Here is a 24,656-nt window from a genome sequence, read left to right as displayed (position 1 = left end):
TAAAATAGTTCAATGAAAAAAATAGGCATCAAAATTGTTTTTTTTTATGTCTTATTTTTCTTTGTTGCCACTAGTTGTGTCGGAACAAAAATTAATAAGCCAAAAATAATTTTAACTGATATTCCGACTGAAATTGAGAATCTTGAAAGTGAAAATTCTAGTAATGTTTCTACACTTTTCGAATTATCAAGCGAAGGTAATAAATGGGTAGACAGTCTTTACAATGCAATGAGCCTTGATGAAAAATTAGGGCAATTATTTATGGTTGCTGCATACTCTAATAAGGATAGTGTTCACTTTAACGCAATTGATAAACTCATAAAGGAAAACAAAATTGGAGGATTGATTTTCTTTCAAGGAGGACCGGTTCGTCAAGCAAATCTTACCAATCGTTTTCAATCTAAATCAAAAATCCCTTTGTTTATTGGTAATGACGCAGAGTGGGGATTGAATATGCGACTCGATTCTACGTATCGTTATCCTTGGAATATGACTCTTGGAGCCATCCAAGATATGAAATTAATAGAAAAAGTTGGTGTTCAAATGGGACAACAAAGCAAGCGCTTAGGAATCCAATTTAACTTCGCCCCAGTTCTTGATATTAACACTAATCCAAGAAATCCGATTATAGGTTTTCGCTCTTTTGGAGAGGATAAATATAACGTGACTGAAAGGGCTATAGCATTAATGAAAGGGGTTCAAAGTCAAGGCGTATTTTCTACAGGGAAGCATTTTCCGGGTCATGGGGATTCTGAAACTGATTCTCATAAAGGTTTACCAACAATAAATTTTTCGAAAGAAAGATTAGAAAAAATAGAATTTTATCCCTACAAAAAAATGTTTCATGAAGGACTTTCTTCTGTAATGGTGGGGCATTTAAATGTTCCAAGCTTAGAATCAAGACCTAATTTTCCCTCATCAATTTCTTATAATGTAGTAACCAATATTCTTCAAAAAGAGTTGGGTTTCAAAGGTCTTATATTTACTGATGCTCTGAATATGAAAGGAATCAGTAGTTATAATATACCCAGTGAAATAAATTTTGAAGCCTTTATGGCAGGAAATGATGTTTTATTATTTCCCGAAAATGTACCATTAGCAATTGAAAAATTTAAACTTGCTTATTCTACTAATTTAATAACAGAAGAACGTTTGGCTTTTTCGGTTAAAAAAATATTGAAATTTAAATATAAAGCTGGTTTAAATTTCTTTAAGCCTATTGTAACCAATGGTTTGTATAGCGAATTAAATTCTCCTGAAAATGAAGCACTAAATTATGAGTTGTATGAAAATGCCATTACGGTATTGAAAAATACAACTTCAGTTTTACCAATAAAAAATTTAGAAAGCCAAAAAATAGCATATGTAAAAATAGGGGATGATACTAATGATTCTTTTGCGTCAACATTAAAGAAATATGCTGATGTGACTGTTTTTTCGGATCGTAATCTGGATAGTTTACAAGTTAAATTAAAAGATTTTACGACTGTAATAATAGGGGTTCATAAATCAGATGTAGCTTTCAAAAATGGCGATTTAAATTCGGAAGAATTAGCAAAAATCAATTTTTTAGCTAAGAATAATAATGTCATTTTAGACGTTTTTGCAAAACCGTATTCTTTGTTGCCAATTACTAATTTTGATGATGTGGAAGGGTTAGTAGTTTCTTATCAAAATAATGATATAGCGCAAATAGTTTCTGCTGAATTAATTTTTGGGGCTATTGATGCCAAAGGTAAATTACCAGTATCTATAAATACAAGTTTTAAAGTAAATGATGGCTTAACAACTGAAAAAGTAAATCGATTGGGTTTTGCAACTCCAGAAAATGTAGGGATGAATTCTGCGGTTTTATCGCAAATTGATGTACTTGCTAAAAAAGCAATCAGTGCTAAAATGACACCGGGAATTCAGATTCTTGTTGCCAAAAATGGAAAAGTTATTTATCAGAAATCATTTGGTTATCATACATATGATTCAACTATAAAAGTTAAAGATTCGGATATTTACGATGTGGCTTCACTGACTAAAATTTTAGCTACATTACCTAATGTAATGCTACAATATGATCAGCAAAAAATTAACTTAGAAACCACTTTGGGTTCAATGTCTCCAATTTTTAAAAATACAGATAAGCAAGACATTCATTTTAAAGAGTTATTGTCACATTATGCTGGACTTGTTGCTGGAATTCCTTTTTATAAAGCTACAATTGATAGATCTAAATTTCCTTCTGAGAGATTTTTCAGAAAAGTTTCTGAGGAACAGTTTTCTAAGCAATTAGGGGATAGTCTTTTTGTGAGAAATGATTTTCATGACACAATAATGAAAATGATAATCAAAAGTAAATTGTCATTAAAAAAAGAATACAAGTACAGTGACTTAACTTTTATGATTCTTAAAGACTATTTAGAAAACACAACAGGGAAAAAACTGGATGATTTAATTCAAGAGAATTTTTATAATTCGTTGGGTATGAATAATTCTACTTTTAACCCATTGAGAAAGTTTGATAAAAATAGAATACCTCCAACGGAAATAGATACTTATTTTCGTCATCAAATTTTGCAAGGGTATGTAAATGATCTTTCAGCAGCTTTAGAAGGTGGAGTTTCCGGTCATGCAGGTATTTTCTCTAATGCTATGGATGTTGCTAAAATGATGCAACTTTATCTTCAAAAAGGAAATTACGGAAATCACCAGTATTTTTCAGAGAAAACCTTTAATGATTTCAATACGTGCTATTTTTGTGCTGCAGGAAATAGGAGAGGCGTTGGTTTTGATAAACCACAATTAGGTACAGAAGGGCCTACATGTGGTTGTGCATCCATGACAAGTTTTGGTCATACTGGCTTTACTGGAACTATGGCTTGGGCTGATCCGGAAACAAAAATTGTTTATGTATTTCTTTCTAATAGAACTTTTCCATTAGCGACTGAAAATAAATTGTCTAAGGGGAATATAAGAGAAGATATTCAAGAAGTAATTTATAATGCAATTATAAAATAAAATATTTAAGTATATTTAATTATTGGCCAAAATGAAATTTTAATAATTTTATTTTGGCTTTTTATTTTCAATACTTCAGTATAAATAAGATGTTGTATTATAGTATATTTGATAAGTAAATCCATACGATGAAAAATAAAAGTGAAGTATTTAAATTTGTTTGTTTAACTGTATTCCTTTTTTATATAAGTATTATAAATGCTCAAAATATTGATATAAATATTTTAAGAGATATAAATGTAAATAGAAACAAGAACTTAGATCCTACTTTTAAGTCAGTAACCAGAAGTGCCCTTCCTATAAGTATTGCTACCCCTATTATTATGTATTCTGCCGGAATGATAAAGAAAGATAGCACAATCAAAAAACAGGCAATTTTTATAGGTGAAACATTCTTAGTGAACGCTTTTATAACAACTGCTTTAAAACAAGTTGTAAAAAAGCAAAGACCATTTGAGACTTATTCAGATATCGATCAAGTAATTTCAACAGGAGGTTATTCATTTCCTTCCGGTCATACTTCTACAGCTTTTGCTACAGCAACTTCGTTAAGTATGGTTTATCCTAAATGGTATGTAATTGCACCCTCATTTGTATGGGCGAGTGCTGTGGGGTATTCACGTATGCATTTAGGTGTTCATTATCCTTCGGATGTTTTTGCAGGTGCTATTTTAGGAAGTGGTTCTGCATATTTGACTTATAAAGCTAATAAATGGATTAATAAAAAACGATCTAAAAAGGAAAAATAACTGTTTGTATTTATGAAATGATTATTTAAAACAAGATAAAATACGGTGAAAATATTAAATTATATTTCAAAAACGGTATGGGTTTTATCCCTAGTTAGTTTGTTTACTGATACAGCTAGCGAGATGCTTTACCCCATCATGCCTATTTATCTCAAATCAATCGGGTTTTCAATTGTTTTAATAGGTGTTTTAGAGGGTTTTGCCGAAGCTTTGGCTGGATTAAGTAAAGGGTATTTCGGCAAATTATCTGATAATTCTGGTAAACGAGTTCCTTTCGTTCGATTAGGATATGCTTTAAGTGCTATTTCAAAACCCATGATGGCTGCTTTTATTTTTCCATTGTGGATTTTCTTTGCACGATCGATTGATAGATTTGGAAAAGGTATTCGTACTGGAGCTAGAGATGCAATATTATCTGATGAGGCAACACCTCAAACTAAGGGGAAAATTTTTGGATTTCATAGAGCAATGGATACTTTGGGAGCTGTTTTAGGACCAGTAATCGCTTTAATTTATCTTTATTTTTATCCCCAAGAGTATAGAATACTTTTTTACATTGCTTTTATTCCGGGTTTATTGGCTGTATTTGCCTCCTTTTTGCTCAAAGACAAAACTCAAAAACACTTATCAGAAAAAAAGCCCACATCCTTTTTCTCTTTTCTAAACTATTGGAGAACAAGTCCAGCACAATATCGAAAAGTAGTGATTGGATTATTAGCATTTACATTATTCAATAGTTCTGATATTTTTCTATTATTAAAAGCGAAGCAAACTGGTCTAAACGATACTAATGTTATCGGAATTTATATTTTTTATAATTTGGTTTATGCTCTTTGTTCCTTGCCAATAGGAATTTTAGCAGATAAAATAGGTTTAAAGAAAATGTTCCTATTTGGCATTTCGTTATTTGCAATTGTCTATTTTGGGATGGCTTTCAGCAAAAATAGTTACACGATTGCGCTTCTGTTTTTTATTTATGGCGTTTATGCAGCGGCTACCGAAGGAATATCAAAAGCTTGGATTAGCAATATTTCTGATAAAAAAGATACAGCTACTGCAATAGGAACCTATTCGGGATTTCAAAGTATATGCACTTTAATTGCTAGTTCTCTTGCAGGACTTATTTGGTATCAATTTGGAGCCAATGCTACATTTATGATTACAGGAATAATGACAGTTTTTGTTATTATTTACTTTTCTTTTTTTATTAAGGATAAAATTATTAAAAATGATACACCAACATAACGACAAAGAATCTTGTTGTGCTTTAGATGAAAAAACAGTTATAACAAAATCCAATGATTCTGGATGTTGTTCTCATGATGATTTAGAAAATCATTCTCATGGCGACGAAGATGATCACGATCATTCAAATGGAAGTGACAGTGTTTTTAGAATGTTTTTACCTTCCGTAATCAGTTTATTACTATTGCTTTTAGCGATTTCATTTGATAATTATTTTCATCAAACCTGGTTTGCGGGTTGGGTTAGGATTGTATGGTTTTGCGTAGCTTATATCCCTGTGGGTTGGCCTGTATTGAAAGAAGCTTTAGAAAGTATTCGTAAAGGAGCTATTTTTTCTGAATTTTTTCTAATGTGTATTGCCACACTTGGCGCTTTTGGAATTGGTCAATATGCTGAAGGTGTTGCTGTAATGTTATTTTATTCTATTGGGGAGTTATTCCAAATGTTAGCAGTAAAAAGAGCTAAATCCAATATCAAATCGTTATTGGATCAAAGACCGGATACGGCAAATATTATTGAAGGATTTGCAACTATTTCTAAAAAAGCTTCGGATATTACTATTGGAGAAATCATTCAATTAAAACAAGGAGAAAAATTAGCTTTGGATGGGAAATTACTTTCAGATAATGCTACTTTCAACACTGCTGCATTGACTGGAGAAAGCAAACCAGATACCAAATCGAAAGGAGAAACCGTTCTGGCAGGAATGATTAATCTTAATGCTGTTGCACAAGTTGAAGTTACCACAGCTTTCAACGATAGTAAATTATCTAGAATTCTTGAAATGGTTCAGGAAGCTTCAGCTAAAAAAGCACCTACAGAGTTGTTTATTCGAAAATTTGCCAAAATATATACACCAATAGTTGTTTATCTGGCCATTGGGATTTGTTTGCTTCCTTCATTATTTGTTGCTGATTATGTTTTTAGAGATTGGTTGTATCGAGCATTAATTTTCTTGGTAATCTCTTGTCCATGCGCACTTGTTATTTCTATTCCATTAGGTTATTTTGGAGGAATTGGCGCAGCAAGTAAGAACGGAATTTTAATTAAAGGGTCTACTTTTCTCGATATTTTGGCAACGATTCAAGTTGTAGTTATGGATAAAACAGGAACGTTAACTAAAGGTGTTTTTAAAGTTCAAAAAGCAGTAGCTGTTGGGATTTCAGAGAGTGATTTGGTAAAATATACTGCAGCAATTGAAACTAAATCAACACATCCTGTTGGGTCAGCAATAATTGAGTATGCGAAGGACATCGTGAAAGATACAACTGTTACAGAAGCTAATGAAATTGCAGGCCACGGAATAAAAGGACTCGTAGATGGAAAAGAAATTTTAGTGGGAAGCACTAAATTAATGAAAAAATTCGACATCAGTTATGATACTGAAATTGATGTGATTCCATTTACAATTATTGTTGTAGCCATCAATCACAAATATGCTGGCTATTTTATTATTGCTGATGAAATAAAAGAAGATGCAAAAGAAACAATCCAGAGTTTACACAAGTCAAATGTGAAAACGATTATGCTTTCAGGTGACAATCAAGCAATAGTTTCGCTTGTTGCCAAAGAATTGAATATTGATCAGGCTTTTGGAGATTTATTACCGGAGAATAAAGTTCAAAAAGTTTCAGAACTCAAAGAACAGCATTTGAAAATTGCATTTGTTGGTGATGGTGTCAATGATGCCCCCGTTATTGCTTTGGCCGATGTAGGAATTGCGATGGGTGGTTTAGGAAGTGATGCTACCATAGAAACTGCTGATGTGGTAATTCAAAATGATCAACCAATTAAAATTTTTACAGCAATAAACATCGGAAAAAAAACAAAGCAAATCGTTTGGCAAAATATAGGACTTGCTTTTACGGTTAAACTCATCGTTTTAATAATGGGTGCTGGTGGATTAGCAACAATGTGGGAAGCCGTTTTTGCTGATGTTGGCGTGGCATTATTGGCAATTTTAAATGCAGTAAGAATTCAACGAATGAAATTTTAAGATTGATACTATTTAACTTAAATTTCCATAAAAGCCATTCCTATTTTTATTAATTTCGTTTCATTAAAATACATACATGAAAATTGCAATAGTTTGTTATCCTACCTTTGGAGGAAGTGGTGTTGTCGCGACAGAATTAGGTCTTGAATTGGCACGACGTGGTCACGAAATACATTTTATAACCTACAGTCAACCAGTGCGTTTGGCTCTTTTGAGCCCAAATGTTCATTATCATGAGGTTAATGTTCCTGAATATCCATTGTTTCATTATCAACCTTATGAATTGGCTTTGTCAAGCAAATTGGTCGATATGGTAAAGCTCTATAAAATAGAATTATTACATGTGCATTATGCGATACCGCATGCTTATGCCGGCTATATGGCGAAACAAATGCTAAAAGATGAAGGAATTAATATCCCAATGGTTACTACGCTTCACGGTACTGATATTACTTTAGTTGGAAATCATCCTTTTTATAAACCTGCCGTAACCTTCAGTATCAATAAATCTGATTTTGTTACTTCGGTTTCCCAAAGTTTGAAAGACGACACGCTTAAATTATTTAATATAAAAAATGAAATTGAGGTAATTCCTAATTTTATTGAATTGGATAAAAATGTTAATGACCCAAGTATTTCTTGTCATCGTTCCGTAATGGCGAAACAGGAGGAACGAATAATTACTCATATCAGTAATTTTAGAAAAGTAAAAAGAATTCCTGATGTTATTAAAATATTTTATAACATTCAAAAAGAAATTCCTGCTAAATTGATGATGGTGGGTGATGGTCCTGAAAAAGAAAAGGCCGAATATTTATGTCAGGAATTAGGAATTATAGATAAAGTAATCTTTTTTGGGAACAGTAATGAAATAGATAAAATATTGAGTTACACAGATTTATTTTTATTACCATCTGAAACAGAAAGTTTTGGTCTTGCAGCTCTTGAAGCAATGGCTTGGGGAGTTCCTGTAATTTCAAGTAATTCTGGAGGTTTACCAGAAGTTAATTTTAATGCTATTTCTGGTTATTTGAGTAATGTAGGCAATACTGATGAAATGGCTGTCAATGCTTTGAAAATATTGAAAGATGATGTAACTCTAAATAAGTTCAAAGAGAATGCACTTTTAATTGCAAAAAAGTTTGATATAAAAAATATCTTACCTTTATATGAAAATTTGTATGAGAAGGCTATAAATAAATATTTATAAGAATTAATGTTTTAAATGGATTCTTAATTTTAATAGTAGAAATAAAAAAAATGAAAAAAATTCCTTCCTTGTTCTTAGTTTTACTCTTAGTTTCATGTGGAGCTTCTTCTACTAAAAATTCAGTCAAAAGACCGTTGTTTGAACTCTTAACGCAACAAAATGATGGAGGAGCAAGCATTCGTTTTTTTGAGATTCTTTCGGAGCCCAATGAAATTAAAATGCTGCAAAACGATGAGAATCTAAAAAATAAAATTAGCCCAAATGATATTCAAACTTCAAACTTTATCATTTTGAATATGGGTAATAAAAACTCAGGAGGCTATAAAATTGAAGTTGAAAGTGCTGTTGAAACAGAAAAAAATATAATTGTTACCATAAAAGAAACTATTCCTGGGCCTAATGAAATGATAACTCAAGCGATAACGAATCCCTTTTGTTTAGTCCGAATAAACTCTAAAAAAGAAATTATTATCAAATAAAAAAATGCCACTATTTCTAGACTGCACCCAAAAGTTTAGACAAATTTATAATTAATTTTGATAATAATGAGCTCGATATTGTATCGGGCTCATTTTGTTTAAATTCGACTTGATTCTATCTTTATTGTAATATTTTATATATTCATTTATTTCCTTTTTTAATTGGTCTAATGATGTGTATTTTTTAAGATAAAACAGTTCAGATTTTAATATTCCAAAGAAGTTTTCAATTATAGCATTGTCTAAACAATTTCCTTTTCTTGACATACTTTGTACAATTCCTTTTTCTTTCAGCAAATACTGATATTGTTTCATTTGATATTGCCAGCCTTGATCTGAATGCAGTGTTAGATTAGTGTTATTAGGTATTTTTTTAAATGCTTTTTTGAGCATTATAACTACTTGATTAAACACTGGGCGTTCTGTTAGTTCGTAACTGATTATTTCTTGATTAAATAAATCAATAATAGGCGATAGATACAATTTTTGACCCGAGACATTAAACTCGGTTATATCGGTTGCCCATTTTTGATTTGGTGCAACTGCTTTGAAATTTCTTTTTAGAACATTTGGTGCAATTTTACCTTGTTCGCCTTTATATGATTTATATTTCTTTAATCTAATAAGACTTTTTAATCCCAGTAATTTCATTAATCTAAAAACTGTTTTATGATTGATAATCATTGCTCTATTTTGGAGTTCATCGGTTATTCTTCTGTAACCATAGCGCCCTTTATGGCTTTGATAAATGGCTTTAATTAACTCTTTGATTTCTTTGTATTTATCAGGTAATTTATTCTGCTTTTGATGATAATAAAAACTACTACGTGCCATTTTTGTTAAATCTAGAAGTAATTCTAAATCAAATTTATGCCTTAACTCCATTATGGCTTGGGATTTCTCCTGGCTTGAATTAAGGCTTGTAACTTTTTTAGCAATTCATTCTCACAACGAAGTCTTTCGTTCTCTTTTAAGAGTTCTTCCTCTCTTGTTAAAGGTTTGTCTGATTTACGTTTTTTACGCTTATAATCACTCATAGATATTGGTCTGCCTTTAAGTTTTGGTTTTAATCCTTCAATACCAAAATTAGCAAAATCTTTCTTCCATTTTACAATAGTAGATTCTGATGGAATATTAAACAACAAACATGCTTTACTTAAAGATAGATGTTCTTCTGATAACGATTTTAAAACTTTCATTTTAAAATCAATGGAATAGATCCTGTTTTTAGATGGCAATAATCCTTTGCCTCCATAGTTATTGTACAATCTAACCCATTTTTGTAGTTGCGATTTCGAAAATCCCTTTTGCTTTGAAACGGAACAACAAGACTGATGTTCGTTTAAAACCTCCTGTACACATTCAAGTTTAAATGTGTAACCATACTTAACTTTTCTTTCCATAAAAAATGCCCCAAATAGTGTCTAACTTTTTGGGGCATGTCCATTTCTAGTGGCATTTTAAATATATTTTAATTGCTTAATTATTAGAATTGGTATCTAAGACCTAAAGCTACATCAGAACCATAATTGTTTTTGTAATATCCATTCCCACCAAATTCAGGTCTGAAATCCAATGAAATCAACAAAGGGAAATCAAAGTTATATTCAATACCAATATCTCCAGCTGCAAATGCAAAAGTGTCATTATATGAATTATTGTTATTATCATCATAACTGTAGCTTCCTAAACCACCACCTACTCCAGCATACCAGTTGAAACCACCATCGATGTTCCATACCCATTGGTATAAACCTGTTAATTTTATTGCTCTGTCATCATAACCATTATTGTTGTAATTACTTCTGTTTCTCCAACCTAAGTCTAATTCCAAACGATTGTCAGTAGCTAATGCTCTTTGATAAGATATCTCTCCACCAAAACCATTATTGCCTCCTAAACGTAAACCTAAAGCATTTTTTGAAATATCTTGTGCTTGTCCTGCAAATGTTAATCCCATTAACATAATTGCTGATAAAATAATTTTTTTCATAAGTAAATTTTTATTCCTACAAAGGTATTGTTAAACTCAATCAATGAATTTATAAAATTTTAATGAAAAGTTATATAATTTCCACTTTTAGAATACTTAAGATTTTGACTACAAAATATTAAAATAAAATATTTTATTTGAAAAATAATATGAAGCAACAAGTTGATTACTGATGCTATCTACCATTTCGAAAAAATTTTCATCCTCACTATAATTTGCTTCGGAGTACTTATATAATTTCCATCGTTTTTTATTGTATTTCAATGCAGTTAAATTTTCCACCCAATCTCCTAAATTCAAATACGTGGTTGAACCATTTTTGTTTTCTTTAAAAATCATTTTTGGTTCATGAATATGGCCACAAATAACAAAATCATTTTTTTTTTTTTTTTCAATAGCCAATTCTCTTGCAGTTTATTTAAAATCAGAGATTTGTTTCACTGCTTTTTTTTCACTTGCCTTTATTTTTTTTGAAAAAGAGTAGGGATCTTTACCTAATCCTAACAAACACCAATTTACAAATCGATTTAAAAGGATTAAATAATCATAACCCAAACCGCCCAATTTAGCATTCCATTTAGAGTGTTGTACGGAAGCATCAAAAACAACACCATGAAATATCCATAGTTTTTTGTCACCAAGTTCTACAACCAATTTGTCAATTAAACTCAAATCTCCCATATTCATGTCACTGAATTTACGAAGTATTTCATCATGATTTCCAGTAATGTAATAGACTTAGGTCCCTTTGGAAGCGAAACTGGTAATTTTTTGAATAAATTTTAAATGGGTTTTTGGGAAGTAGGATTTTCTAAACTGCCAAATATCAAATATCAATTATATCGCCATTTAAGACTAATGTTTTGGGTTTAATTGAGGATGGATAATTATAAAGTTCATTAGCATGACTTCTATAAGTTCCAAGATGGACATCAGATATGACAACTAATTCTACTTTTATTTTTTCAATGCAATAAAATTTGATATTTAACAAAAAATAATAATTTCGATTAAAATAAATCAATTTAAAGATTAAGAAAAGAGTTTTAATGTTAATTCAAAGTGATTATTTATTCGCTGTTTTTTTAAAAGTTTATCCCGAAATCTCTGTATAAGCTTTTAAACTTTAAACTAAAATAGTACTTTTGTTAAAAACTTAATATAATGGCAGGAAATAGCTACGGAACACTATTTAGAATAACAACTTTTGGGGAATCACACGGTGAAGCTTTAGGCGGAATAATCGATGGTTGTCCATCTGGAATAGCAATAGATCTAGAAGCAATTCAATTAGAAATGTCAAGAAGAAAACCAGGTCAATCGGCTATTGTTACCCAAAGAAAAGAACCGGATGATGTACAGTTTCTTTCTGGTATTTTTGAAGGAAAAACTACAGGAACTCCAATTGGTTTCATCATTCCTAATACCAATCAAAAATCGGATGATTACTCTCATATAAAAGACAATTACAGACCTAGTCATGCTGATTATGTATATGAAAAAAAATACGGAGTGCGTGATTATCGCGGTGGCGGACGAAGTTCTGCACGTGAAACTGCCAGTAGGGTTGTAGCAGGAGCAATTGCAAAACAAATGTTACCTGAAATAAAATTTAATGCTTACGTTTCTTCTGTGGGTCCTATTTTTTTAGAAAAACCATACCAAGAATTGGATTTTTCAAAAATCGAAAGTAACCCAGTTCGCTGTCCAGACGAAGAAATGGCAGTTACAATGGAAGAGTACATTCGTGAAATTCGCAAAGAAGGAGATACCGTAGGTGGAACTGTAACTTGTGTGATCCAAAATGTGCCTATTGGTTTAGGAGAACCCGTTTTTGATAAATTACATGCTGAACTTGGTAAAGCAATGCTTTCAATAAATGCTGTAAAAGGATTTGAATTTGGAAGCGGATTTGAAGGTGTTAAAATGAAAGGAAGCGAACACAATGATTTATATAATCCTGATGGAACAACCAAGACTAATCTTTCGGGTGGAATTCAAGGCGGGATAAGCAATGGAATGGATATCTATTTTCGTGTAGCTTTTAAGCCTGTGGCAACTATTATGCAAAAACAAGAATCACTTGATAATAAAGGAAATATCACTGAAATGACAGGTAAAGGACGTCATGATCCTTGTGTAGTTCCTCGCGCAGTACCTATTGTAGAAGCTATGGCCGCAATAGTTCTAGCAGATTTTTATTTGATTAATAAAACCTATTTGAAATAGGAATCGCATACTCAGTATTTTGACGAGCTAAATATTGAGCCTTAACTTTGAAATCAATTTGTTAATTTAATGAATACAACTACAACCAAGAAACCATCTTTTTTTTCAGGATTAACCGGTCAAATTCTTATTGCAATGCTTTTGGGAGCAGTTTTAGGAATTATTATTCATAATTCAGTTTCAGCTGAAGCTGCACAATCGTTTAGTGGCAAAATAAAAATGTTGGCAACCGTTTTTATTCGATTGGTTCAAATGATAATTTCACCATTAGTTTTTACCACACTTGTTGTGGGGATTGCTAAATTAGGAGATATAAAAGCAGTAGGGAGAATTGGGGGGAAAGCTTTAGGTTGGTTTTTTACAGCCTCATTCATGTCTTTATTGTTAGGAATGTTTTTTGTAAATATTCTTGAACCGGGAGTTGGACTTAATTTATCAAATGTTGATTTAGCTTCAGCTTCTGAGGTAACTGCAAAAACACAAAGTTTAACCTTCGAAAATTTTATAGAACATATTGTTCCTAAAAGTATTTTTGAGGCGATGGCAACTAATGAAATTTTACAAATTGTTATTTTTTCGATTTTCTTTGGTTTAGCCGCAGCATCTTTAGGAACCTACGTAAAACCCGTTATAAATGCTTTAGACAAAACATCTCATATTGTTTTGAAAATGGTAAACTACGTTATGAAATTTGCTCCAATAGGTGTTTTTGGTGCTATTGCAGGTGTTTTTGCAGTAAGAGATTTTCAAGAATTAGCCATCACGTATTTTAAATTCTTTGGTTCTTTCTTAATTGGGATTTCCTCATTATGGATTGTATTAATACTTGTAGGGTATGTTTTTCTAAAAAGCAGAATGACAATTTTGCTTCAAAGAATAGTAGGTCCTTTAATTATTGCTTTTGGAACAACAAGTAGCGAAGCTGTTTTTCCTAAACTTACGGAAGAGTTAGAACGTTTTGGTGTAAAAGATAAAATTGTTTCTTTTATGTTGCCATTAGGCTATTCCTTTAATTTAGATGGAAGTATGATGTACATGACATTTGCCAGTATATTCATAGCTCAGGCCTACGGTGTGCATTTAGACTTAGGAACACAAATGACAATGCTTTTAGTATTAATGCTTACCAGCAAGGGAATTGCAGGAGTGCCAAGAGCAAGTTTAGTGGTAGTTGCGGCAACTTGTGGTATGTTTAAAATTCCAATTGAGGGTATTGCTTTAATATTACCGATAGATCATTTTTGTGATATGTTTCGTAGTGCAACAAATGTTTTAGGAAATGCATTAGCAACATCAGTTGTAGGTCAATGGGAAGCTGAGAGCGAAAATGAGATACAGTAGAATAATTATTCTTTTTTAATATTTAAAAAGCTTATTTGAATTTTCAAATAGGCTTTTTTTAGGTCTACACTTATCTAACATCGATAATACTTGAGGATTAATGTTTTTCTGGTTTTGAAATCTTTTGGATATTGTAATATTTAATTATATAACGGCCATTTCGTTGAAATATTTGTATATTTGGTTTAAGAATAGCAAGATATGTCCCAAATCAGAATCGCTTTATTATTATTAGCACTTAATGTTTTTAATATTAATTGTTATTCTTTAACTCCAACTCTTTCAAAAAATCATATTGTAAAGTTAACAAAACAAGCCTCTAAATATATTCATGAATCAAATTATGAAAAATCTTTAATAGCTTCAAGACTTGCATTGCGTTATGCGATTGGCATTAAAAATAATAATCTTGTAGCAATATCCTATAATATAATTGGTAGAAATTATGATAATTTATCAGAGTATGATAAAGCTATTTTTTTTTATAAAAAAGGATTAATTTATGCTAACAGAACTAATAACGATACCATTAAAGATTGGTTAAATAATAATTTAGGAAACATATATTGCTTTCAAAAAAAACAATATGAAGAAGGAATAAAATATTATAAAAATGCATTAAAGTTTGGTGTGAAAATATCAGACCCAATAGAAATATATGTTACAAAACTAAATATCACTTGGGCTTTTTTTGATAACGGCCAATTTAATGAAGGTTTGCCTTATTTAGAATTCATTAATAAATATAAAAAAAAATATGGCGATGCAACTACAATTGTTGCTTTAAACATGCTTAATGGAATGTATTTTGGTTTTAAAGAGGAGCATGAAAAAGCAATCGCTTCTTTTTTAAACGGTATAAAATTAGGAAACGAAGGAATAGAAAAATCGGATTTGTCATATACCCATCAGGAATATTCTAAATATTTATTGAAACGCGGAGATTATAAAAAGGCATACGAAAATTTGGTTCTTTATAATACAATTACTGAAGAACTTAATAATAAAGAGATGATTAAAAAGGCTAATATGGCTGGTATTAATCTAGAACTTGACGAATATAAACGAGAGATAGATAAAATTGAAACTGAGAAAGATTTACAATATCAAAGTTTAAAAAAATCTCGAGTAATTGTTTTATTATTTGTGATTGTATTATTTATTTTATTGCTTCTGGTTTATACGCTGTATAAAAATAATCTTTTTAAGAAAAAAAGAAATAATGATTTGTCTCTTGCTAATGAAAAACTTTTTGTTGCAAAAGAAAAAGCAGAAGAAGCATCGATACTAAAATCACAATTTGTTTCTACTATTAGCCATGAATTACGAACGCCTTTATATGGGGTAGTTGGGATTACAAACATGCTATTAGATGAACATAAAGAACTTGTAAACAGTCCACATTTAAGTTCTCTTAAATTCTCTGCGAGGTATTTATTGTCACTGGTGAATGATGTGTTACAAATAAATAAAATTGAAGAAAATAGAATCGTTCTTGAAAATTTGACTTTTAATATTTCGGATGAAATTAACATGATTAAGAACTCTTTGTCTTTTATAGCAAAGAATAATAATAATTTCATATTTGTGAATATTGATCCAGCAATACCGGAATATTTAATTGGAGATAAATTAAGACTTTCTCAAATAATTATAAATCTGGTTAGTAATGCATTAAAGTTTACAACTAATGGAGAAGTATTCATTGATGTGAATTTATCCGCAGTTACTGATAAAATGCATTTTATTGAGTTCAAGATAAAAGATACTGGAGTTGGAATAGCAATTGAAGATCAAGATAAGATTTTTGATAAATTTGTTCAGGTTGGAAGGAAAGCAGTAGATTATCAAGGAACAGGGTTGGGATTATCAATTGTAAAACGCTTATTAAGTCTTTTTAATAGTGATATTTCAATTAAAAGCGAAATTGGTGTAGGTACTGAATTCACTTTTACAATTTCATTTGAATTTGATCCTGAAAAAACAAATGAAATAATAAATAATATTCCAGTTGATTTGTCTTCAAATAAACAATTGAAAGTGCTTGTTGTAGAGGATAATAAGATAAATCAAATTGTTACCGAAAAAATTCTCAAAAATAATAATTATACCTGCACAGTAGTTGATGATGGATTTCAGGCTATTAAAATATTAGAAGAAGATAATTTTGATATTGTTTTAATGGATATTAACATGCCTTTAATCAATGGTTTTGAAACGTCAAGAAGAATACGTCATAAAGGGATAAAAATCCCTATAATTGCACTGACGGCATTTGATAAAGAGGAGATTATTGAAGAATCAATTGCGGCAGGAATCAATGATATTATAGTAAAACCTTTTGATTCAGTCAAACTGTTTAAAGTTATCAATGTTTTAATTTCAAAAACTAAAATAGCTAAAATAGGAGTTTAAAAAGAAGTTTTTATATTCAATATTGATTATATAATATAATAAAAAAGGGAGTATTTAAAACTCCATTTTTTATTATTTGAAAGTATTTTTTAAATAAAAAGCACTTCGTTTTCTTTTGAATACATTATCATTAATAATGGATGGGGTGTTTTTTTATTCCCCAAAGCATCAAGAGTGATTGTGATTCCAAGTTTTGGATTAGTCAATTGGAACTCTTTATTTTCTGTTTTTTTGGAATCGATTAAAGATTGATTTTTTTTGAAAAAATATTTTGACGTCTTCATAATATCACTTTTTGATGTTATTTGTAATTAGCTTTCAATAAAAGTTAAGGGGTAACTAATAATTTAAAATCGCTAAACTATTTTAAGGAAATGGTTTAACGATTTTAATTTGTTTAATAAAAAACAGATCAAATGAATTTTTATTTTATGGCAATAGTTTTATGCATTTTTTTCTTGCCATTGTCTTTTTTTGCTATTTCTACATGTAGAATTCCATCTTTATAACTTGCTTCAATTTTATTTTCATCAATGTATTCCGGTAAGTTAAAAGATCTAAAAAAGGATTGATAGCTAAACTCTTTTCTGAGGTAATTGTCTTTTTTTCTAGATTCTTCTTTGGTTTCTTCTTTTTCAGAAGAAATCATTAGCATATTATTTTCAATTTCAACTTTGAAATCTTCTTTTTTCATGCCTGGAGCAGCTAAATCTACTTGTAATGTATTATCAGTTTCTTTTAAATTTACGGAAGGTAAATTACTGCCTATCGTAGCAAAATTTTTGTCACTCCAATCGAATACATCTTTTGTAAAAAAATCATCAAAAAAAGTATTCAATGTTGGTAATGAACTGTTTCTTTTAACTAGAGTTTCCATGTTTTTGTATTTTTAAGTTGTTTAAATAAGTTAATTCAAATTTAATAAAATTATTTACTTAAAAAATGTATTTTAACTCATAAAACGTTGAAAATAAGTATATTAACGACAAAATGCCTTTTTAACCACAGTTAAAAAGGCATTTCTTACAGTCAAAAAAATAGTACTGTAGAAAGTATTAATACCAACGTTTTTTGTTTTGTTTAGAAACCTCAGATTTTCTTGATTTATGTGCGCCACCGCTACGATTTGAGTTTTTTTGTGCGCTTCCAGGTGCTGTTTCTGGACTTCCTGAATGCCAAGGATAAGGATGGTCATTTACCGTTTTTACATCTACTTTTATCAGCTTCTGGATATCTTTCCAATAACCGTGTTCATCTTTACTACAAAATGAAATAGCTATTCCTCCGTTTCCGGCGCGACCAGTTCTACCAATCCTGTGGACATAAGTTTCTGGAATATTTGGTAAATCAAAATTTATAACAAACGGTAATTGATCAATATCAATTCCTCGTGCAGCAATATCAGTAGCAACTAAGACACCAACTTCTTTATTTTTAAATGCATCTAAAACACGTTGTCTTGCATTTTGTGATTTATCACCATGAATTGCTTCTGCTGAAATATTGTTTTTTCGTAGTGCTTTTACAACATTATCCGCACCATGTTTCGTTCTTGAAAAGACCAAAACATCGGATAGATTTTCATTTTTAATTAAATGATATAATAAGTTTCTTTTTTCTGTTTTTTCAACAAAGTAGACACGTTGTTCTACATTTTCAGCAGTAGAGGATATTGGTGAAACGGTTACTGTTGCAGGATCTGTCAAAAACATTTCAGCTAATTCTCTAATGGCAATAGGCATTGTAGCAGAGAAAAATAGTGTTTGTCTGTTTTTTGGCGTCAGCTTTACAATTTTCTTTACATCATTTACAAATCCCATATCAAGCATTTGATCTGCTTCATCAAGAACTAAAGTATGTAAATGATCTAAATCGATAAAACCTTGTTTGTGTAAATCAAGTAATCTGCCTGGTGTTGCAATCAAAATATCGACACCATTTTTTAAGGTATCAACTTGTGGATTTTGTGAAACTCCGCCAAAAATAGTCAGCTGTGTTAAGTTAGTGTACTTCGCATACAAATCAAAGCTTTGCCCAATTTGAACTGCTAATTCTCTGGTAGGAGTAACTACTAAGGCACGAATTTGTTTGGCTTTTTTAGAGGAACCTACAATTCGATGTAATTGATGTATAATTGGAATTGCAAATGCAGCGGTTTTACCTGTTCCTGTTTGTGCACATCCTATTAAATCGCGCCCAGCTAATACTAGCGGAATAGATTGTTCTTGAATAGGAGTTGGATTTGTGTAGCCTTGTTCAAATACGGCTTTTTGTATACTTTTTGAAAGTGATAAATCTTCGAATAACATATTTTTAATATTAAATACCTTGTATTAAGTACATAGATAGTGCTGCAAAGATAGTATTAATATTTTTGATGGTTGTTTATATGCAATTTTGGAATTATAGTTATGAAGTTATATGCAAAAAGTTGATTAATAAATTATACTATTGATTATTGGATTTAATAAAATCAGTTACAAGATACCCTATAAGTTTACCTATTAAGTGATTGTTTTTTTCTTCTCCTAAATCTGGGGCACCTTCGCAAATATGTAAATAAGTAGCATTTTTATTTTTTGCGAAAAATGAAATAAATTGACGAAGCTGTTCTACTGAAAAACCACTTAAAGTCATAGCACTGCAAGCAATATTTGGAATTGAATCCAAATCGATTTCAACGCCATAAAAATCATCATTTATAAATTCTAAAGCTTGAGTCATTTCTTGATTAAAGTCTTTTTCTTTTCGAATGTTTACGCTATCATAGGTATTATAGCGTACACGATCCTCTATTTTTTTTATTATGTCTAAAACATTTTTAGACGTATAATTTTCGTGTAAGCCAAAAATGAAATATTTTTTTAAAAATCCTTCTTCAAAAGCATATGAAAAACCATTACCACTGTGGCGTCCTTCCAAAATTCTAAAATCAGAATGCGCATCAAAATTTATGGCATTTATTGGTTTGCCTTTTGCTAAAGCTGATCCTTTTATATTTCCATAGGCATTATTGTGTCCGCCACCAATAACTATAGGAATTTTTCCTAATTTTACTATATTGAAAATAATATGAGAAACATCTTTATCAATTTTTTCTACTAATTGGCTTAATTTAGAACGATCATCAATATCATTAAAATCTAAATGTTCTACCTCTTTCATTTCCTCAGTAACGTTTAATTGCCCTAGAACAGCCAATTGACTTCCTTTACAAAAACGATTGTGCTGAATGTTAGCAATACTTTTTATTGCGCTATCCCAAGCCGAAGCAGCGCCTGGCCTTCCAAAATTTGCTCTTATGCCAATATCTTCGGGTATTCCAAACAGTACATATTTAGCTTCGCAGGATTTTAAAAATGTAATAGGATTCGTTCCTTTTGGAACGGTTAACATTTTTTCTCCAAATTTTATTTCGCCACTTCTGTGATTAGTAATTTTTGCTAGATCATTAACTGTAAACGGGATGATTTTTTCCATTAAAAAAAATATTTTTCCCAAAAATAATATAATTGTGCTAACTTACGTTATAACGTGGTTATATATTGTTAAATTTGTAAAAGTTAAATTAAATTAAATTGAATATGGAAAATCAAAAAAGCAGTTCAGGCCTAAAAGCAGTTATAGCAGTTTTAGCCGTTTTACTAGTGGGAAGTTTAGTGTATATTTTTAAAATGACTTCTGATACTGAAATCGTAAAAACAGAATTGAAAACTACATTAACTGAAAAAGAATCAGTTATGAAAAATTTACAAGAATTAAAATCTACTTATGATGCTGCAATTGCAGAAAATACATCAATGTCTGATGAATTAATTCAAGAAAGAGATAAAGTCGTTAACTTAATGAATGATTTAAGTAAATCAAAAGGTGACGTAGCATCTTTATCAAAGTATAAATCACAATTCCTAGCTTTACAAGGGAATATGAAAGTTTTAATGGCTGAGAATGAAGGTTTGAAAAAACAAAATACTACTTTAACTACACAACGTGATAGTACTGTAGTAGTTTTAGGTGAAACTAAGAAAAATGTTGAAACATTAACAGGACAAAATGAAGAGCTAGCAAAAGTTGTTGAAAAAGGTTCTAAATTAACTGTATTAAACACTAAAGGGTCTGCTTTCAAATTGAGAAGTTCAGGTAAACAAATAGAAACGGATAAAGCAAGCAGAGCTGATGCACTTAGAGTTAGTTTTACAATTGCTGAGAATCAAATTGCTCAATCAGGAGATAAAACATACTATGTTCAAGTAATTGACAGTAAAAATAATGTTGTAGGAGATAAAAAATCAGAAACTTTTGGAGATAATACTTTAACATATAGTTTTGCAACAAATGTTAAATATGAAAATAAAACAGTTAATGTTTCACAGGATTTAAAAGGTAAAAATTTCGAAAAAGGAAATTATGTTGTAAATGTTTTTGATAAAGGCGAATTAGTATCTAAAACAAGTTTTACTTTGAAATAATATTTTCAAGCATTAAATTATAAAAAAAGAGGAACATTTGTTCCTCTTTTTTTATAATAAAATTTCACCTTCTATAAGTACAGTATCGATGAGATTGCTACCAAAAGCATAGGGTAATTGATAGTAGGAGGGAATAGGTTTCGTAATGATAAGGTTAGCTTTTTTACCGATAGTTATACTTCCATGGGTTTCTGAAATTCCCATTGCATAAGCACCATTAATTGTGGCTGCATTTATGGCTTCTTCAGGAGTCATTTTCATTTTGATACAAGCAGTAGCCACCACAAAATTCATATTTCCAGATGGAGTAGAACCTGGATTGTAGTCTGTTGCAAGGGCTAATGGAAGTCCGGCTGCAATCATTTCTCGTGCAGGCGTGTAAGGAATGCTCAAGAAATAAGAACAGGAGGGTAAAGCAACCGGCATTGTTTCAGTGTTTTTTAAAGCATTAATATCTGCAGTTGTCATAACTTCAAGATGATCTACAGAAAGGGCGTTGTATTTTATTCCTGCCTCAACTCCTCCTATGGAATTGAACTGATTAACGTGAATTTTTGGTTTTAAACCAAATTTAATTCCAGCTTCCATGATTTGTTCTGTTTCTTCAACTGTAAAATATCCAGTTTCACAAAATGCATCGATATAATCAGCCAATTTATTTTTAGCAATTTCAGGAAGCATTTTATTAATGATTAAATCTATATAGCCTTTATGGTTTGACAAGTATTCTAACGGGAATGCATGGGCCCCCAGAAAAGTGGCTTTTATGGTTATTGGATAGTTTTGTGCTAAACGTTGAATAACACGAAGCATTTTTAGCTCTCCGTCAAGTGTCAATCCGTATCCTGATTTGATTTCGACTGCACCAGTACCTAAACGCATGATTTCTTCCAGCCTTACTTTTGATTGATTGTAAATTTCTTCTTCAGTGGATTCGTTCAGTTTTTTTGCCGAATTTAAGATTCCGCCACCACGATTGGCAATTTCTTCATATGTCAACCCATTTATTCTATCAACAAATTCCTGTTCTCTATTTCCTGAATATACTATATGCGTATGACTGTCACACCAAGAAGGTAAAACCATTTTTCCTGTTGCATCTATAGTTTTATCAGGTTGTATTTTAGGAAAATTATCCATAGAGCCAAAATCAGTAATTAAGTTATTTTCAATTACTAAAAAGGCATTTTTGATAGTTGGAAGAATAGCCATTTCAGCACCAGAAACTTTAGCGACAGCTGTTTCTCTTATTTGTAGCAATTCCTTAATATTGATAAGTACTGTTGTCATTTACGAAATTATTCTGAAACGGTTATTTCAAATATTTTATCCCAGTTCTTACCAGTAACAAAAATGGTTTTGGTTTTTGGATTATATGCGATACCATTCAATACTTCAGCTGTTTTATTTTTTACAAATTTCCTCAAACCTGATAGGTCTAAAATACCTTCAACAGCTCCATTTAACGGATTTACTACCGCGATTGCATCTTTTTGCCAAACATTTGTGTAAATTTTCCCATTAATCCATTCCAATTCGTTTATGCTTGGAATTTTTGACTCTCCAGAATACACATTGACATAATCTATCATTTTTTGGGTGTTTGGATCCATTTTCCAAATTTTTTCCGTTTTATCTGTTTGATAGATATAAGTACCATCATTTGTCATTCCCCATCCCTCAATATCTTTATCGTAAGCAAACGTTTTTTCAAGTTTTAATGTAGATGCATTGTATATGAAACCTGTTTTTTCTTGCCAAGTCAATTGGTACATTTTATTGTTCAAGAAAGTGATTCCTTCCCCAAAATATTTTGCGTCAAGATTAATTTGTTTAAAAACTTTTCCGGTTTTATAGTCGTATTTTCTAAAGTATGAATTGCCTTTTAATCCCGTACTTTCATACAAAGTGTCTTTGTAGAACTCTAAACCTTCAGTGAAAGAGGTTGTGTCGTGCGGAAATGTATTTACTATTTTGTATTTCAATAATTTTGGCTGCACATTTGAAACTAATTCTACTCTTGCAGTAGCTTCGGAGTTTTCTCCCTCAAAATAAACTAATGCTTTTAGGTTTTGGTAGCCTAATTTTTGGTCCTTCAATTCAAATTTTAGCTTTTCAAGTCCTTTTTTTGAAGCTATTTTTTTATCATTTACGTAATAGATAATGCTGTCAACTGCTTTCGAATTTAGGTTTGAAATCCCTAAATCTATAGCCTCTTGTGGTTGATATTGTTCCTTAAATTTAGAAATATCGAAGGTAAATAAAGTATTTTCACCTTTTTTGGTGTCGTTGCAACTTGCTAAAGTGATTCCTAATAAAATGAAAGATAGGAAGTTATAATTTCTCATAGTTTGATTTTTTGATGTACCAATATACAACGTTATTTTTATAGGTACAAAGCACTTGCAAAAATATAAAAAGTTTGTATATTTGCACGGCAAGTCCTACACGACCAGCTCCTGCAGACTCCCCCAGGATGGGAACATAGCAAGGGTACGTGGTTGAGCGGTGCGATGTAGGTCGCTTGCCATTTTTAATTTTATATTCTTTTACAAATTCAGATAAATAAGTAGTCTTCCTTCGGGGAGATTTTTTTATTTTTGGACCTTTCGTATCATAAATAGTAATAACATGAATAAAGTAGTTCTAATAACAGGAGGTTCTTCGGGAATAGGAAAATCTATTGGCGAGTTTTTACATCAAAAAGGTTTTGTTGTTTATGGAACCAGCAGAAATCCGGAACGAGTTTTAAATTCGGTTTTTCCTTTAGTGGCTTTGGATGTTCGTGATACGGATTCGATTCATGCGGCTGTTGCCAAAGTTATTGCTATTTCAGGAAGACTGGATGTTGTTATTAACAATGCAGGTGTCGGAATTACTGGACCGTTGGAAGAAATTCCGATGCATGAAATTAAGAATAATTTTGAGACTAATCTTTTTGGTCCAATTGAAGTTATGAAATCGGTGTTGCCACAAATGCGTTTGCAAAAATCAGGATTAATAATCAATGTGACTTCGATTGCTGCTTATATGGGTTTGCCGTATCGAAGTGTTTATTCGGCCTCAAAAGGAGCTTTGGAACTTATTACAGAAGGGTTACGTATGGAAGTAAAATCTTTTGGTGTTAACATTACGAATGTGGCTCCAGGTGATTTTGCAACAAATATTGCTTCGGGACGTTTTCATGCTCCGGTGATTAAAGGTTCTGCTTATGAAAATCCGTATGGAGATACATTAAAAACTATGGATGAACACGTAGATAGCGGCAGTAATCCAAATGAAATGGCAGAAGCAGTGTATAAAATTATCCAAACTCCGAATCCTAAAATTCATTATAAAGTGGGGGTTTTTATGCAAAAATTTTCGATTGTTTTGAAGAGAATTTTACCGGATAAAGTATATGAAAAAATGCTTATGAACCATTATAAGTTGTAATTTTGCATCGAATTTATTGATTTTACGCTTGCATGAGGGATTGCAGTGAAAATCCTTTCTAGTCCTGAACTTGTTTCAGGATCCTG

Annotated in this window: 19 protein-coding genes, 1 other RNA gene and 1 pseudogene; 12 read left to right on the top strand and 9 right to left on the bottom strand. The window is 31.0% G+C overall.

Features of this window, described 5'->3' with window-relative positions; translation table 11 throughout:
* Window positions 1-12: 12 nt before the first annotated feature.
* The 6 genes from T410_RS13840 (at window position 13) to T410_RS13815 (ending at window position 8,688) form a co-directional block, all read left to right on the top strand.
* Entirely contained in the window at window positions 13-3,009 is a 2,997-nt protein-coding gene (locus T410_RS13840) for a glycoside hydrolase family 3 N-terminal domain-containing protein (protein ID WP_035672806.1), read from the top strand.
* A gap of 128 nt (window positions 3,010-3,137) precedes the next feature.
* Complete coding sequence (locus T410_RS13835; protein WP_035672804.1) at window positions 3,138-3,758, top strand: phosphatase PAP2 family protein; 621 nt, start codon at window positions 3,138-3,140, stop codon at window positions 3,756-3,758.
* 45 nt (window positions 3,759-3,803) lie between these two features.
* Window positions 3,804-5,003: an MFS transporter gene (locus T410_RS13830; protein ID WP_238567381.1), complete on the top strand. Its 1,200-nt coding sequence runs from the start codon at window positions 3,804-3,806 to the stop codon at window positions 5,001-5,003.
* Window positions 4,987-6,999 (top strand): heavy metal translocating P-type ATPase, encoded by a 2,013-nt coding sequence (locus T410_RS13825; RefSeq protein ID WP_035674591.1) that lies wholly within the window; start codon window positions 4,987-4,989, stop codon window positions 6,997-6,999. The genes T410_RS13830 and T410_RS13825 overlap by 17 nt, the downstream gene beginning before the upstream one ends.
* A 76-nt stretch (window positions 7,000-7,075) precedes the next feature.
* Window positions 7,076-8,209 carry an N-acetyl-alpha-D-glucosaminyl L-malate synthase BshA gene (gene bshA, locus T410_RS13820; protein ID WP_035672803.1) on the top strand — a complete coding sequence of 378 codons (1,134 nt, stop codon included), beginning with the start codon at window positions 7,076-7,078 and terminating at the stop codon, window positions 8,207-8,209.
* 50 nt (window positions 8,210-8,259) lie between these two features.
* Window positions 8,260-8,688, top strand: coding sequence for a protease complex subunit PrcB family protein (locus tag T410_RS13815; protein ID WP_035672801.1), 429 nt, complete (start codon window positions 8,260-8,262; stop codon window positions 8,686-8,688).
* A 51-nt stretch (window positions 8,689-8,739) separates the two neighbouring features.
* Here the strand turns inward: T410_RS13815 and T410_RS16790 are convergent.
* The 3 genes and pseudogenes from T410_RS16790 to T410_RS13795 form a co-directional block, all read right to left on the bottom strand.
* Window positions 8,740-10,091, bottom strand: a protein-coding gene (locus tag T410_RS16790; protein WP_369793010.1) for an IS3 family transposase whose coding sequence is annotated in 2 segments (ribosomal slippage) — window positions 8,740-9,629 and window positions 9,629-10,091 — 1,353 coding nt in all. Because the reading frame shifts where the segments join, the coding sequence is not laid out codon by codon here.
* 83 nt (window positions 10,092-10,174) lie between these two features.
* Entirely contained in the window at window positions 10,175-10,681 is a 507-nt protein-coding gene (locus T410_RS13800; RefSeq protein ID WP_035672799.1) for a hypothetical protein, read from the bottom strand.
* Between the two features lie 108 nt (window positions 10,682-10,789).
* Window positions 10,790-11,651: pseudogene (locus T410_RS13795) on the bottom strand (UDP-2,3-diacylglucosamine diphosphatase).
* A 194-nt stretch (window positions 11,652-11,845) separates the two neighbouring features.
* Between T410_RS13795 and aroC the strand changes: the two are divergent.
* From aroC to T410_RS13780, 3 genes are all read left to right on the top strand, one after another.
* Complete coding sequence (gene aroC, locus T410_RS13790; protein ID WP_035672796.1) at window positions 11,846-12,910, top strand: chorismate synthase; 1,065 nt, start codon at window positions 11,846-11,848, stop codon at window positions 12,908-12,910.
* A 69-nt stretch (window positions 12,911-12,979) separates the two neighbouring features.
* Complete coding sequence (locus tag T410_RS13785) at window positions 12,980-14,251, top strand: dicarboxylate/amino acid:cation symporter (protein WP_035672793.1); 1,272 nt, start codon at window positions 12,980-12,982, stop codon at window positions 14,249-14,251.
* A 201-nt stretch (window positions 14,252-14,452) separates the two neighbouring features.
* On the top strand, window positions 14,453-16,666 hold the full coding sequence (locus tag T410_RS13780) for a response regulator (RefSeq protein WP_035672790.1): 2,214 nt from the start codon (window positions 14,453-14,455) through the stop codon (window positions 16,664-16,666).
* An 89-nt stretch (window positions 16,667-16,755) separates the two neighbouring features.
* On the opposite strand, the gene T410_RS13775 is transcribed toward T410_RS13780, so the two are convergent.
* From T410_RS13775 to T410_RS13760, 4 genes are all read right to left on the bottom strand, one after another.
* A complete protein-coding gene (locus T410_RS13775; protein ID WP_035672787.1) occupies window positions 16,756-16,950 on the bottom strand; it encodes a hypothetical protein in 195 nt (64 codons plus the stop codon).
* A 140-nt stretch (window positions 16,951-17,090) separates the two neighbouring features.
* Window positions 17,091-17,543 carry an Hsp20/alpha crystallin family protein gene (locus tag T410_RS13770; RefSeq protein ID WP_035672785.1) on the bottom strand — a complete coding sequence of 151 codons (453 nt, stop codon included), beginning with the start codon at window positions 17,541-17,543 and terminating at the stop codon, window positions 17,091-17,093.
* Between the two features lie 178 nt (window positions 17,544-17,721).
* The gene (locus T410_RS13765; protein ID WP_035672782.1) at window positions 17,722-18,975 is read right to left on the bottom strand and encodes a DEAD/DEAH box helicase; all 1,254 of its coding nucleotides are present in this window, start codon (window positions 18,973-18,975) and stop codon (window positions 17,722-17,724) included.
* A 139-nt stretch (window positions 18,976-19,114) separates the two neighbouring features.
* Window positions 19,115-20,146 (bottom strand): formimidoylglutamase, encoded by a 1,032-nt coding sequence (locus tag T410_RS13760; protein ID WP_035672779.1) that lies wholly within the window; start codon window positions 20,144-20,146, stop codon window positions 19,115-19,117.
* A 104-nt stretch (window positions 20,147-20,250) separates the two neighbouring features.
* Here T410_RS13760 and T410_RS13755 point away from each other — a divergent pair, with 104 nt between their 5' ends.
* On the top strand, window positions 20,251-21,135 hold the full coding sequence (locus T410_RS13755) for a hypothetical protein (RefSeq protein ID WP_035672777.1): 885 nt from the start codon (window positions 20,251-20,253) through the stop codon (window positions 21,133-21,135).
* Window positions 21,136-21,186: 51 nt separating this feature from the next.
* Here the strand turns inward: T410_RS13755 and hutI are convergent, their stop codons facing one another.
* Window positions 21,187-22,425, bottom strand: a complete 1,239-nt coding sequence (hutI, locus tag T410_RS13750; RefSeq protein ID WP_035672775.1) for an imidazolonepropionase — start codon at window positions 22,423-22,425, stop codon at window positions 21,187-21,189.
* Window positions 22,426-22,433: 8 nt separating this feature from the next.
* Window positions 22,434-23,483 carry a glutaminyl-peptide cyclotransferase gene (locus tag T410_RS13745; RefSeq protein WP_035674588.1) on the bottom strand — a complete coding sequence of 350 codons (1,050 nt, stop codon included), beginning with the start codon at window positions 23,481-23,483 and terminating at the stop codon, window positions 22,434-22,436.
* Window positions 23,484-23,570: 87 nt separating this feature from the next.
* Here T410_RS13745 and ffs point away from each other — a divergent pair.
* An RNA gene (ffs, locus tag T410_RS16785) (signal recognition particle sRNA small type) lies at window positions 23,571-23,668 on the top strand.
* A gap of 98 nt (window positions 23,669-23,766) precedes the next feature.
* Window positions 23,767-24,570 carry an SDR family oxidoreductase gene (locus T410_RS13740; protein WP_035672774.1) on the top strand — a complete coding sequence of 268 codons (804 nt, stop codon included), beginning with the start codon at window positions 23,767-23,769 and terminating at the stop codon, window positions 24,568-24,570.
* The last annotated feature ends 86 nt before the right edge of the window (window positions 24,571-24,656 follow it).

Source organism: Flavobacterium sp. 83, from assembly GCF_000744835.1.
In the GTDB taxonomy this organism is placed as follows: Bacteria; Bacteroidota; Bacteroidia; order Flavobacteriales; family Flavobacteriaceae; genus Flavobacterium.
Note: the sequence above shows the minus strand (reverse complement) of the source record. Positions and strands in the feature narration are given on the sequence as shown.

Excerpts from the sequence above, each read along its gene's own strand:
- T410_RS13755 (WP_035672777.1), top strand. The coding sequence starts at position 20,251 with ATGGAAAATCAAAAAAGCAGTTCAGGCCTAAAAGCAGTTATAGCAGTT.
- T410_RS13775 (WP_035672787.1), bottom strand. The coding sequence starts at position 16,950 with ATGAAGACGTCAAAATATTTTTTCAAAAAAAATCAATCTTTAATCGAT.
- T410_RS13815 (WP_035672801.1), top strand. The coding sequence starts at position 8,260 with ATGAAAAAAATTCCTTCCTTGTTCTTAGTTTTACTCTTAGTTTCATGT.
- aroC (WP_035672796.1), top strand. The coding sequence starts at position 11,846 with ATGGCAGGAAATAGCTACGGAACACTATTTAGAATAACAACTTTTGGG.
- T410_RS13745 (WP_035674588.1), bottom strand. The coding sequence starts at position 23,483 with ATGAGAAATTATAACTTCCTATCTTTCATTTTATTAGGAATCACTTTA.
- T410_RS13800 (WP_035672799.1), bottom strand. The coding sequence starts at position 10,681 with ATGAAAAAAATTATTTTATCAGCAATTATGTTAATGGGATTAACATTT.
- hutI (WP_035672775.1), bottom strand. The coding sequence starts at position 22,425 with ATGACAACAGTACTTATCAATATTAAGGAATTGCTACAAATAAGAGAA.
- T410_RS13840 (WP_035672806.1), top strand. The coding sequence starts at position 13 with ATGAAAAAAATAGGCATCAAAATTGTTTTTTTTTATGTCTTATTTTTC.
- T410_RS13740 (WP_035672774.1), top strand. The coding sequence starts at position 23,767 with ATGAATAAAGTAGTTCTAATAACAGGAGGTTCTTCGGGAATAGGAAAA.
- T410_RS13765 (WP_035672782.1), bottom strand. The coding sequence starts at position 18,975 with ATGTTATTCGAAGATTTATCACTTTCAAAAAGTATACAAAAAGCCGTA.
- T410_RS13770 (WP_035672785.1), bottom strand. The coding sequence starts at position 17,543 with ATGGAAACTCTAGTTAAAAGAAACAGTTCATTACCAACATTGAATACT.
- T410_RS13785 (WP_035672793.1), top strand. The coding sequence starts at position 12,980 with ATGAATACAACTACAACCAAGAAACCATCTTTTTTTTCAGGATTAACC.
- T410_RS13835 (WP_035672804.1), top strand. The coding sequence starts at position 3,138 with ATGAAAAATAAAAGTGAAGTATTTAAATTTGTTTGTTTAACTGTATTC.
- T410_RS13825 (WP_035674591.1), top strand. The coding sequence starts at position 4,987 with ATGATACACCAACATAACGACAAAGAATCTTGTTGTGCTTTAGATGAA.
- T410_RS13780 (WP_035672790.1), top strand. The coding sequence starts at position 14,453 with ATGTCCCAAATCAGAATCGCTTTATTATTATTAGCACTTAATGTTTTT.
- T410_RS13760 (WP_035672779.1), bottom strand. The coding sequence starts at position 20,146 with ATGGAAAAAATCATCCCGTTTACAGTTAATGATCTAGCAAAAATTACT.
- bshA (WP_035672803.1), top strand. The coding sequence starts at position 7,076 with ATGAAAATTGCAATAGTTTGTTATCCTACCTTTGGAGGAAGTGGTGTT.